Annotated in this window: 13 protein-coding genes; all 13 read left to right on the top strand. The window is 74.3% G+C overall.

Translation table 11 applies throughout. The annotated features are described in order from the left end of the window. A partial coding sequence (locus AB0G08_RS22915) for an FtsQ-type POTRA domain-containing protein (protein ID WP_358091272.1) occupies positions 1–741 on the top strand: 741 nt, incomplete at its 5' end. A 246-nt stretch (positions 742–987) separates the two neighbouring features. Next, positions 988–2,103, top strand: coding sequence for a cell division protein FtsZ (ftsZ, locus tag AB0G08_RS22910; protein WP_357883525.1), 1,116 nt, complete (start codon positions 988–990; stop codon positions 2,101–2,103). Positions 2,104–2,111: 8 nt separating this feature from the next. Continuing rightward, positions 2,112–2,858, top strand: coding sequence for a YggS family pyridoxal phosphate-dependent enzyme (locus AB0G08_RS22905; RefSeq protein WP_358091270.1), 747 nt, complete (start codon positions 2,112–2,114; stop codon positions 2,856–2,858). A 192-nt stretch (positions 2,859–3,050) separates the two neighbouring features. After that, positions 3,051–3,746: a cell division protein SepF gene (gene sepF, locus AB0G08_RS22900; RefSeq protein ID WP_358091268.1), complete on the top strand. Its 696-nt coding sequence runs from the start codon at positions 3,051–3,053 to the stop codon at positions 3,744–3,746. A 30-nt stretch (positions 3,747–3,776) separates the two neighbouring features. Then, entirely contained in the window at positions 3,777–4,082 is a 306-nt protein-coding gene (locus AB0G08_RS22895; RefSeq protein WP_088999245.1) for a YggT family protein, read from the top strand. Between the two features lie 44 nt (positions 4,083–4,126). Continuing rightward, positions 4,127–4,939, top strand: coding sequence for a DivIVA domain-containing protein (locus tag AB0G08_RS22890; protein WP_358091266.1), 813 nt, complete (start codon positions 4,127–4,129; stop codon positions 4,937–4,939). A gap of 76 nt (positions 4,940–5,015) precedes the next feature. After that, entirely contained in the window at positions 5,016–5,636 is a 621-nt protein-coding gene (locus AB0G08_RS22885) for a hypothetical protein (RefSeq protein WP_358091264.1), read from the top strand. Between the two features lie 19 nt (positions 5,637–5,655). Next, complete coding sequence (locus AB0G08_RS22880) at positions 5,656–5,955, top strand: DUF167 domain-containing protein (protein ID WP_358091262.1); 300 nt, start codon at positions 5,656–5,658, stop codon at positions 5,953–5,955. Between the two features lie 22 nt (positions 5,956–5,977). Further along, complete coding sequence (locus AB0G08_RS22875; RefSeq protein WP_358091261.1) at positions 5,978–7,477, top strand: potassium/proton antiporter; 1,500 nt, start codon at positions 5,978–5,980, stop codon at positions 7,475–7,477. Positions 7,478–7,699: 222 nt separating this feature from the next. Further along, positions 7,700–8,119, top strand: coding sequence for a TraR/DksA C4-type zinc finger protein (locus AB0G08_RS22870; protein WP_121400566.1), 420 nt, complete (start codon positions 7,700–7,702; stop codon positions 8,117–8,119). Positions 8,120–8,185: 66 nt separating this feature from the next. After that, positions 8,186–8,818: a signal peptidase II gene (lspA, locus tag AB0G08_RS22865; protein WP_358091259.1), complete on the top strand. Its 633-nt coding sequence runs from the start codon at positions 8,186–8,188 to the stop codon at positions 8,816–8,818. After that, positions 8,815–9,759 carry an RluA family pseudouridine synthase gene (locus AB0G08_RS22860; RefSeq protein WP_358091257.1) on the top strand — a complete coding sequence of 315 codons (945 nt, stop codon included), beginning with the start codon at positions 8,815–8,817 and terminating at the stop codon, positions 9,757–9,759. Before lspA ends, AB0G08_RS22860 begins: the two co-directional genes overlap by 4 nt. Positions 9,760–10,129: 370 nt before the next feature. Further along, complete coding sequence (locus AB0G08_RS22855; RefSeq protein ID WP_358091255.1) at positions 10,130–11,851, top strand: AAA family ATPase; 1,722 nt, start codon at positions 10,130–10,132, stop codon at positions 11,849–11,851. Positions 11,852–11,899 lie beyond the last annotated feature (48 nt).

Raw genomic sequence — 11,899 nt, 5'->3', positions numbered from 1 at the left:
CAGCTGGTGCGGGCCGGCAGCGACGCGGTGCCCGCCTCGACCCGCCGGTTCATGGCCCGGGCCCGGCAGCGCCGGATGCGCGCGGCGCTGCCGTGGGCGGTCGCCGCGGGCGTGCTCGGGGTGGCCGCGCTGGTCGCCTGGACCCTGCTCGGCACCGGGCTGTTCGGGGTGCGCGAGGTCCGCGTCGAGGGCGCCGAGCTGGTGACCACGGTGCAGGTCCGCGACGCGGCCGCGGTGCCCGACGACGCCCCGCTGGCCCGGGTGGACCTGGCCGCCACCGCGCGGCGGGTCGGCGGGCTGCCGGCGGTGGAACGGGCGGTGGTGACCCGGGACTGGCCGGACACGCTGGTGGTGCGGGTGACCGAGCGCACCGGCGTGGCGGTGGTGCCGCGCGGGGAGCAGTTCGTGGTGATCGACCGCGCGGGCGTGGTCTTCCGCACCGTGCCACGGCAGCCGGACGGCCTGCCGTTGGTCCGGCTCGCCGAGCCGGGCCCGGGCGACGGGCCGACCCGGGCGGCGCTGGAAGTGCTCGGCGCGCTCACCCCGCAGCTGCGTGCCGAGCTGGTGGACGTGACCGTCGAGGGACTGGCCCGGATCACGCTGCGGCTGCGCGGCGACCGGGTGGTGGTCTGGGGGGACGCGACCCGGGGCGCGGACAAGGCCCGGGTGGCCAGCGCCCTGCTCGACCGGAAGGCCGACACCATCGACGTCAGCGCGCCGGACGTGGTGACCCTGCGGTGACCGGTGGCTCAGCCGACGACGTGACCCGTCCCGCTCCGGCGGCGACACGCCGAGCGGGTCCTTGGCTCATCGCGTGAGGGCGCTTACGTTGCCCCGAAGGGGATCAGTGGTTGACATAAGTGTAAGCCTCTAGTAGAGGGTGAGGGTTTGATCCTCGCGCTCACTGGTGACAGCTGTCGTCGACCGCTGGTTTGGCCAGGCCTTACCCGGTCGGCCCATGCCAATCTCGAAGGGAAAGGACCGGAGATGACACCTCCGCACAACTACCTGGCGGTCATCAAGGTCGTCGGCATCGGTGGCGGCGGCGTCAACGCCGTCAACCGGATGATCGAGGTTGGGCTCAAGGGCGTCGAGTTCATCGCGATCAACACCGACGCGCAGGCGCTGCTCATGAGCGACGCCGACGTGAAGCTCGACGTCGGCCGCGAGCTGACCCGTGGGCTCGGCGCCGGCGCCAACCCCGACGTCGGCAAGAACGCCGCCGAGGACCACCGCGACGAGATCGAGGAGGTGCTCAAGGGCGCCGACATGGTCTTCGTGACCTGCGGCGAGGGCGGCGGCACCGGCACCGGCGGCGCGCCCGTGGTGGCGAACATCGCCCGCAAGCTCGGCGCGCTGACCATCGGTGTGGTCACCCGGCCGTTCTCGTTCGAGGGCAAGCGCCGCCAGGTGCAGGCGGAGTCCGGAATAGACGAGCTGCGCAACCAGTGCGACACGCTGATCGTCATCCCCAACGACCGGCTGCTGGCGCTCGGCGACCGCAACATCAGCATGATGGACGCGTTCCGCACCGCCGACCAGGTGCTGCTCTCCGGTGTCCAGGGCATCACCGACCTGATCACCACGCCGGGTCTGATCAACCTGGACTTCGCCGACGTCAAGAGCGTGATGAGCGGCGCGGGCAGCGCGCTCATGGGCATCGGCAGCGCGCGCGGCGAGAACCGCGCCGTCGAGGCGGCCGAGGCGGCCATCTCCAGCCCGCTGCTGGAGCAGAGCATGGACGGCGCGCGCGGCGTGCTGCTCTCCATCGCCGGCGGGTCGGACCTCGGCCTGTTCGAGATCAACGACGCGGCCCAGCTCGTCACCGACGCGGCCCACCCGGACGCGAACATCATCTTCGGCGCCGTCATCGACGACGCCCTCGGCGACGAGGTGCGGGTCACCGTCATCGCGGCGGGCTTCGACGGGGGCGCGCCGGCGTACAAGGCGGCCGAGCCGCCCCGCAAGAGCAACCAGAACCAGCCGGCGCAGCCGAGCGCACCGGTCGCCCCGCCGGCCACCATGCCGGCCCCGCAGCAGTCGCCCCGCCGGGTCCTCTTCGACGACGTCGACGTGCCCGACTTCCTCAAGAACGGTTCCTGAGCACCGCGATGACCGACAGCCAAGCCACGGTGCGCCCGGACCGGCGCGCCGAGATCGCGGCCGGCCTGGGCCGCGTACGGTCCCGGATCGCGGACGCCTGTGCCGCCGCGGAACGGGACGAGTCCGAGGTCACCATGATCGCGGTGACCAAGACCTACCCGGCCGGGGACGTGGTGGCCCTGGCCGGGCTCGGCGTCGTCGACGTGGGGGAGAACCGCGACCAGGAGGCGGCCGCCAAGGCCGCCGAGGTGGCCGCGGCCGGGGTGACTGCCCGGTGGCACTTCATCGGGCAGTTGCAGCGCAACAAGGCCCGCTCGGTGGTCCGCTACGCCGACGTCGTGCACTCGGTCGACAGTGTCCGGCTGGCGCGGGCGCTGGACACGGCGTCGTCGGCGGCGCGGGACCGGCCGCTGGAGGTGCTGGTCCAGGTCAGCATCGACGGTGACGCGGCCCGGGGCGGGGCGTTGCCGGACTCGGCCGACCCGGGCGCCGGGCTCGACGCGGTCGCCGAGGCGGTAACCGGCGCGGAGGCGCTGCGGCTGACCGGCCTGATGGCGGTCGCGCCGCTGGGCTGGGAGCCGGAGCGGGCGTTCGCCCGGCTGGCCGAGGTGGCCACCGCGTTCCGGGCGGTCCATCCGGGAGCCACCGCGCTCTCCGCCGGGATGAGCGGCGACCTGGAGATCGCGATCCGGTACGGCGCGACACATGTCCGCGTCGGCAGCGCGTTGCTCGGAATGCGTCCCACGCTGCGGTAGCCTGACCGCGGGAAGCAAATTACAGCTGTGTTGTTTTGAGGGAGCGGCGTCCCGTTGTCGGGGGTCGTGGCACGCGACGCGAATCGCGCGCCAGGGGATTGCCGATCCGCTCCGGTGGGCAGAAGTGGTCCACTCGCGACAAGCGACACGGTACGGGGGCGCGTGCCGCACGGCGGACGGGAAGGGCGCGGGATGGGTGCACTGCGCAAGGCGGGGGTCTGGCTCGGTCTGGTCGAAGAGGACGACGAGCGGGCCTACGACGACGGTGGCTACGACAAGGGTGGCTACCGCGATTCGCGCTACCGGCAGAGCCGGTACTCGGAGGAGTTCGCCGACGAGGACGAGGACGACTCCGAGGAGCCGCCGGCGCCCCGGTCCCGGCTCGGTGACCGTGGCCGGCTCTCCGAGCGCGCCGCCGCCCGGGCGGCCGACGGCGAGCGGGGCGACACCGACCGGCCGGAGCGGGCCGAGCGGTCCAGCGTCCGCTCCATCACCCGGCCGTCGGCCGGGGACACGTCGGGCGCGTTGACCTACCACACGCGCGACAACCTGGCCCTGGCGCCGCAGGCACAACCCCGGGAGCGTGCGGTGATGGCCGAGGAGGAGCAGCGTTACCAGATCACCACGCTGCACCCCACCACGTACCGCGAGGCGCGCACCATCGGTGAGCACTTCCGGGACGGCGTTCCGGTGATCATCAACCTCACCGAGATGGACGAGGCGGACGCGCGTCGACTTGTCGACTTCGCCGCCGGCCTCGCGTTCGGGCTGCGGGGTACGATCGAGCGCGTGACCAATCGGGTGTTCCTGCTCTCACCGGCCAACGTCCAGGTCACCGCGGAGGACAAGGCCAAGATCGCCGAGGGCGGCTTCTTCAGCCTGAGCTAGCCCCGCCCGACCCGAGGGACGTCACCTGCCGTGTTGTCGATCGTGCTGCAAGTGCTGTATCTGGTGCTGTACTTCTTCCTGCTCGTCCTGCTGGCCCGGTTCGTCCTGAGCGCGGTCCTGCAGTACGGCCGCCGCTGGCAGCCGGGGCGCGGGGCATCGGTGGGGCTGGAAATCGTGTGGAGCGTCACTGATCCCCCTCTCAACGCGTTGAGGCGTGTGATCCCTCCGTTGCGAATTGGTACCGTGAGCATCGACCTGGCCTCACTTGTGCTCCTGGTTATCCTGTTCGTGCTGATGGAGTTCGTGTTGAGGCGGTCGATCATCGGCACCGTCTGATGACCGACGCGCTTTCGCGGCCGCAACTGACCCGAGGAGTTTCGATGCCGCTGACCCCGGCCGACGTCCACAACGTCGCCTTCAAAAAGCCGCCGATCGGCAAGCGGGGCTACGACGAGGAGGAGGTCGACGCTTTCCTGGACGAGGTCGAGCGCGAGCTTGCCCGTCTCATCGAGGAGAACAACGAGCTGCGCGCCCAGGTGGAGCGCGGCGGCCGTGGTGGCGCCCCCGCCGGCCCCGGCGGCGACGCCCGTCTCGCGGCGGAGCTCAACGACGTCAAGGCCCAGCTCGACCGGGTGCAGCGCGACAAGGCGGCGGCCGAGCAGGCCGCCCGCGCGATGCAGGCCGAGCTGGAGCAGGTCCGTACCGCCGGTGGCCCGGCGGTCGGCGGTGACGGCGAGCAGCAGGCGCTGCGGGTGCTGATGATGGCCCAGCGGACTGCCGACGACCACGTCTCCGACGCCCGTCGCGAGGCCGACCAGCTGCTCTCCGAGGCCCGTTCCAAGGCCGAGGAGGTCACCCGCGAGGCCCGCTCCAAGGCGGACGCCCTGGAGCGCGACGCCCGCCAGCGGCACCAGGAGGCCATGGGCGGCCTGGACGCCAAGCGCACCGCCCTGCAGAAGCACATCGAGGAGCTCAAGCAGTTCGAGCGCGAGTACCGCACCCGGCTCAAGGCATACCTGGAGAGCCAGCTGCGTGACCTCGACGGTCGCGGCCAGGGCCTGGAGGCCGAGATGACCCGGGGTGTCGAGGGCACCCGGGCCGCCAGCGGGGGCAACGGGCTGGCCACGGCCGGTCTCGCCGGCTCCTACGGCGGCGGCGGCGGTCGTTCCGGCGCTCTCGAAGCCGGTCGCTGAACCATCGGTCGGCGACCGTCGCCACCATGACGGTCGCCGACCTCGCCTCATCAGCACGACGCGGCGGGGGTGAGCCGTGATAGTCGCCAGTCTCCTGCTCATCCTCGTCGCGGTGGTGCTGCTGGTGCTCGGCCTGGCCGGTGGCTCCAGCGTTCTCCTGACCATCTCCATCGCGGCCAGCCTGTTGGCCGCCGTCGCGCTGGTCGCGGGCGCCCGCCAGGCGGCCGCGGACCGGGCGACGGCGGATCCGGGCGGGCCGGGGTGGCGGCCCCGTCGGGCGACCCGCCCGGCCGGGCCGGCCTTCGCCGGCGGGCCGCCGGTGGAGCCGGAGATCCCCGTCCAGCACGTTCCTCCCACGGTCGACGCCGACGGCACCGGGTGGCGGCAACCACCCGAGCCGCCGGCGACCGACGGTGGTGTCCCGGCGGCCACGCCCGGGGCGGGCCCCGCCGTGCCGTACGACGACGAGCCGCCCGCGCAGGACGTCACGCCGGTCGAGGCCGCCCGGGTGGCCCGCCTCGACGCCGAGGTGCGGGTGGTCGACGGGCGGCCCCGCTACCACCTGGCCGACTGCGCCTACCTCGCGGGCCGGGAGCACGAGCCGCTGCCGGTCGCCGAGGCCGTCGACCTCGGCTTCACCCCGTGCGCCCGCTGCGCGCCCGACACCGCCCTGGCCGCCGACGCCGGTCGGATCTGAGCGGCGGGACAGTTCCCTGATGCACGCCACGCTGACCGTCGCGGTCCGGGTGAAGCCCGGCTCCGCCCGGGCCCGTGTCGGCGGTCGCTTCGACGGGCCGCACGGGCCGGCCCTCGTGATCGCGGTGAACGCCCCGGCCGTGGACGGGCGGGCCACCGAGGCGGCCCGGCGGGCGTTGGCCGGCGCGCTGGGCGTACGGCCGGGCGTGGTGTCGTTGCGGGCCGGCGCGGCCAGCCGCGACAAGCTCTTCCTGGTCGAGGGCCCCGCTCCGGAGTTGGCGGAGGCGCTGCGCCGGCTGCGCGACGGGGCCGCCGGGTGACCGACGCCGGGGCCGGGCGGCGGTGACGCCGGGGCTGGATCTAGCGCTCCTGCTCGGCGCGGGTGTCCTGCTGGTCGCGGTCGGCGCCGTCCGTCTCTCCACCCGGCTCGGCGTGCCGAGCCTCCTGGTCTACCTGGCCCTCGGGGTGGCGATCGGGGAGGCGGGGCTGGGAATCCGCTTCGACGACGCCGAGCTGACCCGGACCCTGGGCTTCTGCGCGCTCATCGTGATCATCGCCGAGGGCGGGCTGACCGCCCGGTGGAGCACCCTGCGGCCGGTGCTCGGGCTGGCCGCCCTGCTCTCCACGGTCGGCGTGGTGGTCAGCATCCTGGTCGTCGGCCTCGTCGTGCACCTGCTGCTGGGCCTGGACTGGCGGCTGGCCCTGCTCTACGGCGCGGTGCTCTCCTCCACCGACGCGGCGGCGGTCTTCGCCACGCTGCGCCGGCTGCGGCTGCCGCCGCGCCTGGTGGCCACCCTGGAGGCGGAGTCGGGGATGAACGACGCCCCGGTCGTGCTGCTGGTGGTGCTGCTGTCCCGGGAGGGGATCAACCACCCGTGGTGGTACGAGGTCTCCCTGGTGAGCTACGAGCTGGGCGCCGGGGCGGCGGTCGGCTTCGCGGCCGGTGTGGGCGGGCGGTGGGCGCTGCGCCGGGCGGCGCTGCCGTCGGCGGGGCTCTACCCGATCGCGGCGGTCGGGCTGACGGTGTTCGCCTACGCGGCCGGCGCGGTGCTGCACGCCTCGGGTTTCCTCGCCGTCTACGTGGCGGGGGTGATCCTCGGCAACGCCCGGCTGCCGCACCGGCAGGCGATCCTCGGCTTCGCCGACGGCCTCGCGTGGCTGGCCCAGATCGGGCTCTTCGTGCTGCTCGGGCTGCTCGTCTCGCCGGGCCGGCTGGGCTCGGCGGTGCTGCCGGCCGTGGTCGCCGGGCTGGCGCTGGTGCTGCTGGCCCGGCCGCTGTCGGTGGCGGCGTCCGCACTGCCGTTCCGGTTCGACCTGCGCGAGCAGGCGTTCCTGTCCTGGGCGGGGCTGCGCGGGGCGGTGCCGATCGTGCTCGCCACCATCCCGCTGTCGCAGCGGGTGCCCGGCGCCGACCGGCTCTTCGACTCGGTCTTCGTACTGGTGGTGATCTTCACGCTGCTGCAGACCGGGACGCTGGGTCCGGTGGCCCGCCGGCTGCGGGTGACCGCGCCGGCCGAGCCGACCGAGATCCGGGTGGAGACGGCGCCGCTGGAGCGGATGGGCGCGGACCTGCTCCAGCTGGAGGTGCCGCCCGGCTCGCGGCTGGCGGGGGTGCACGTCGACGAGTTGCGGCTGCCGCTGGGCGCCTCGGTGACGCTGGTGCTGCGCGACGGGGCGGGTGTCGTGCCCGGCCCGGACTTCCGGCTCAAGACCGGCGACAGCATGTTGATCGTGGCCACCGCCGGGGTGCGCGACGAGACGGAGCGGCGGCTGCGGGCGGTCAGTCGGCGGGGCCGGCTGGCCCGCTGGTTTGGCGAGTACGGCCAGGGCCCGGACGCGTGATCTGCTAGCGTTCCTTTTGCCCCGGTTAGGGATGGCTAGGGGCCGAACGTCGGTGCGTCGGTGCGGCACGTTGTCGTGCGCCTGTACGTTCCGTATTCTTGCGAACCTCCGGAGTGCGCGGCGCCGTCGCCGCGCGCCCCTTTTGTACCTGGGGGCGCCGATGCCGGCGGCCCCTGTCCAGGTGCCGCGGACCGCCGCGGTTCCGCGGCCGAGGGAGCGACGATGGCGAAGCCAGCCGACACCAGGACCGCCGGCCGGAAGCCGGTGGCGAAGGCCACCCGCAGCGCTGCGGAGACCGAGAAGATCCGGGCGGCCCTGGCGGCGCGGCGCGACGAGTTGCGCGCCGAGTACGATCGGACGCTGAGCGAGATCACCGAGCTGCAGCGCGACCGGCTGACCGACTCGGCCGGGGACGACCAGGCCGACACCGGGACCAAGACGTTCGAGCGTGAGCAGGAGATCTCTCTCGCCAACAGCATCCTGGAACGGATCACGCAGGTCGAGCGCGCGTTGGAGCGGCTCGACGAGGGTGGCTACGGCTGGTGCGAGCGGTGCGGCAACCCCATCCCGGTGGAGCGGCTCGCCGCCTTCCCGTCGGCCACCCTCTGCGTGACGTGCAAGCAGCTGGAGGAGCGGCGCTGAGGCCCGCTCCCCGGCGGCCATGGGAGGCGGCGCGCGAGCGTCGCCGCGAGCGTCGATGGGGAGCAGATGTCCGAAGCACCGCCCGCCGGGCCCGGCAGCGCTGAGCCGGGTGCCGGCAGCGCCGAGCCGAGGGCCGGCACGCCCTACCGCCGGGCCGTCGTCACCCTGTTCGGCATCGCGCTGACCGTGCTCGCCGCCGACGCGGCCACCAAGCACCTCGCCCTAAGGGCCCTGGAGGACCGGGAGCCGGTCCGGCTGCTCGGCGGCGCGGTCTACCTCAGCCTCACCCGCAACAGCGGCGCGGCGTGGAGCATCGGCGCCGACCACACCTGGGTCTTCCCGCTGATCACCCTCGGGGTGGTCGGCTGGATCGTCTGGATGGCGCTGCGCCTGCGCTCGCTGCCGTGGGGGATCTCGTTGGGCCTGGTGCTGGGCGGGGCGCTGGGCAACTTCGTCGACCGGGTCTTCCGCGCCCCGGGCTGGTTCGTGGGGCACGTGGTGGACATGGTCAGCGTCTTCGCACCGTACGGCCGGGTCTTTCCGGTGTTCAACCTGGCCGACAGCGCCCTGGTCTGCGGCGTGCTGCTCGCCCTCCTGCTGGAGCTGACCGGCCGGCAGCGCGACGGCAGCCGGATCGGTCACGGCGCGGCCACCGACGAGCCGGCGCGGGCCGACGCCGGGCAGCGGGAGCGGGCATGACCGCCGCCTTCGCCGCCGGCGGCGACCACCGTTCCCTGCCCGTTCCCGACGGCCTCGACGGCATGCGGCTCGACCAGGCCGTGTCGCGGCTGTTCGGGCTCTCCCGCACCGCCGCCGCGGCCCTGGTCGACGCCGGCGACGCGCTGGTCGACGGGGCCGCCCGGCCCAACTCCCACCGGGTGAAGGCCGGCTCCTGGCTGGAGGTGACCCTGCCCGCGCCCGTCGCCCCGCCGACCGTGGTGCCGCAGGCGGTGCCCGGGCTGCGGGTGGTGTACGCCGACGACGACATCGTGGTGGTGGACAAGCCGGTCGGCGTCGCGGCCCACCCGAGCCCCGGCTGGACCGGCCCGACGGTGATCGGCGCGCTGGCCGCGATCGGGCACCGCATCTCGACCAGCGGCGCCGCCGAGCGGCAGGGCGTGGTGCACCGGCTCGACGTGGGCACCACGGGCATCATGGTGGTGGCCAAGAGCGAGCAGGCCTACACCGCGTTGAAGCGGGCGTTCAAGTACCGCGAGGTGGAGAAGCGCTACCACGCGGTGGTGCAGGGGCACCTCGACCCGCTGCGCGGCACCATCGACGCCCCGATCGACCGGCACCCCACCCACGACTACCGCTGGGCGGTGGTCTCCGGCGGCAAGCCGAGCATCACCCACTACGACACGGTGGAGGCGTTCCCGGCCGCGAGCCTGGTCGACGTCCGGCTGGAGACCGGGCGGACCCACCAGATCCGGGTGCACTTCTCCACACTGCGGCACCCGTGCGTGGGCGACCTCACCTACGGCGCGGACCCGACGCTCTCCGCCCGGCTGGGTCTGGCCCGGCAGTGGCTGCACGCCCGGTCGCTGAGCTTCCTGCACCCCCGCACGGGGGACGAGGTGCGCTTCGTCAGCGACTACCCTGACGACCTGGACCGCGCGCTCGAGATCCTCCGCGACTGAGCGTCGTTCCGCCCGTGACGATCCGACGAGGGGCATCCCCGCCCGCCGCCCGACGGGGGCCGCTCCCCGGGACCGGCCTCCGGCGGCCGCCCGACGGGGGCCGGCCGGGCCCGTCGCCGATCCCGGCGGTGGGCGAAACGTCGGAACCCGCACCGGGCGTGACGGACGCGTCACCCGCCTCGGCCGGGTCGCCGCCCGGCGGGCCGCGTCCGCTGGCCCTGTCGACCTCGGCAGACGCCGCCGGCGGCGGCAGACCGGGCCCCGTGCCGTGACGGGAGGAAGAACCGAAGGTGCGTAGACGGGTGTGGTCCGAATAGGGTTTCGTTCGTAGCCTGTCAGACGGGCATCGATGGCGCTGGGAGGGCGAGCCGTGGAGGGCAGCGAGACCGGCTGGGGGCGGCCGGCCGAACCAGCACCGCGGTGGCGGGCGCTGCTCGACCGGGCCCGGCACGGCAGCCGCACGGCCGAGCAGGCCGAGGCCGACCGGCACGCCGATCCGCCGCCCCTCCCACCGGAGCCGCTGCCCCGCCGCTCGTCGGGCAACGGCTTCGCCGCGCGGGTGCCGGCCATCGGGCGGGCTCCCGAGCCGTACGTGCCGGAGCCCGGCCCGCCGCCGTACGGCGCGGAGTACGGTCGCCCGGTCGACGCCGGCTACCGGGCCGAGGCCACCTACCGGGTGGAGCCGGCCTACCGGATGGACCCGGTCGAGCCGGCCTACCGGGTGGAGCCGGAGTACCCGCCCGAGCCCGCCTACCGCGCCGCCCCGATCGAGCCCACCTACCGGTCGGATCCGGTCGAGCCCACCTACCGGTCGGATCCGGTCGAGCCCACCTACCGGTCCGATCCGATCGAGCCCACCTACCGGTCCGATCCGATCGAGCCCACTTACCGGTCGGATCCCGTCGAGCCGTCCTATCGGTCGGATCCGATCGAGCCCACCTACCGGTCGGATCCCGTCGAGCCGTCCTACCGGGTGCCGGCCCAGCCTCCGCCGCCCCGCATCGAGTCCGAGCCGCGCCGCGGCGCCGGGCCGGTCGAGTCGCGCTACGCGGTGCTGGACAACGGCTACCGGCACGAGTCGCCCCCGGTCGAGTCCCGCTACGCGGTGCTCGACAACGGCTACCGCTCCCGGCGCTCCCACCAGGCGCCGCCCCCGCCGGCCCCGCCCGCCGCGCCACCCCCGCCCGCCACGGCGGTGGCCGCCGTGCCGCCGCCCGCCGCCCCGGTGGCCGCCGAGCGGGGCTATCCGGCGCGCGTCGAGTGGCGCCCACGCGGCGCGGAGAACGAACTGGAGCGCGCCGTCGGGGTGCTCCGCCGCGACCTGGGCACCCCCCGGGTGCTCGCGTTCGCCAATCCGAAGGGCGGCGTGCACAAGACCACCGCCACCGTGCTGGCCGCGGCGACCGTCGGCAGCGTACGTGGGCGGGGCGTGCTGGCCTGGGACGACAACGAGCTGCGCGGCACGCTGGGGCTGCGCGCCGGCAGCGCCCGGCACGCCCGGACCATCCGGCACCTGGTCAGCGATCTCGCCCACGTCGAGATCAAGGAGGGGCCCGAGCTGCTGGAGCACCTGGACGACTACCTGCGGCACGCCTCCGACGGCTCGTACGACGTGCTGGCCGGCGAGGAGAGCCCGCGGTTCGCCCAGCGGCTCGACCAGTTCACCGTCCGGCGGGTGCTGGAGCTGCTGCGGCGCACCCACGACGTGGTCTGCGTGGACACCGGCAACAACGTGGAGAGCGCCAACTGGCGCACCGTCATGCAGGCGGCGGACCAGCTCGTGGTGACCACCGTGCCGCGTGAGGACGCCGCGTTCAGCGCCGACTGGATGCTCGACCTGCTGCACGAGGTGGGGATGGGGGAGCTGGCCGACAACGCGGTCACCCTGATCTCCTGCCCCACGCCGGGCCGCTCGCCGTTGCAGGACGACCTGGAGCGGCACTTCGCCACCCGCACCCGGGCCGTCGCCGTGGTGCCGTACGACCCGGCGCTGGAGACCGGCTCCTCGATCGAGTACCACCAGCTCCAGCAGGAGACCCGGCAGGCGTGGCTGAAGGCCGCCGCGGTGATGCTGGAGCCGTTCGCCCGCTGAGCGGGTGTGCCGCCACCGGCCACCCACGCCGCCCACGGGCCTGAGAGG

The organism is Micromonospora sp. NPDC023644 (assembly GCF_040640115.1).
Taxonomy (GTDB): domain Bacteria; phylum Actinomycetota; class Actinomycetes; order Mycobacteriales; family Micromonosporaceae; genus Micromonospora.
This window is presented reverse-complemented; position numbering and strand designations above follow the sequence as displayed.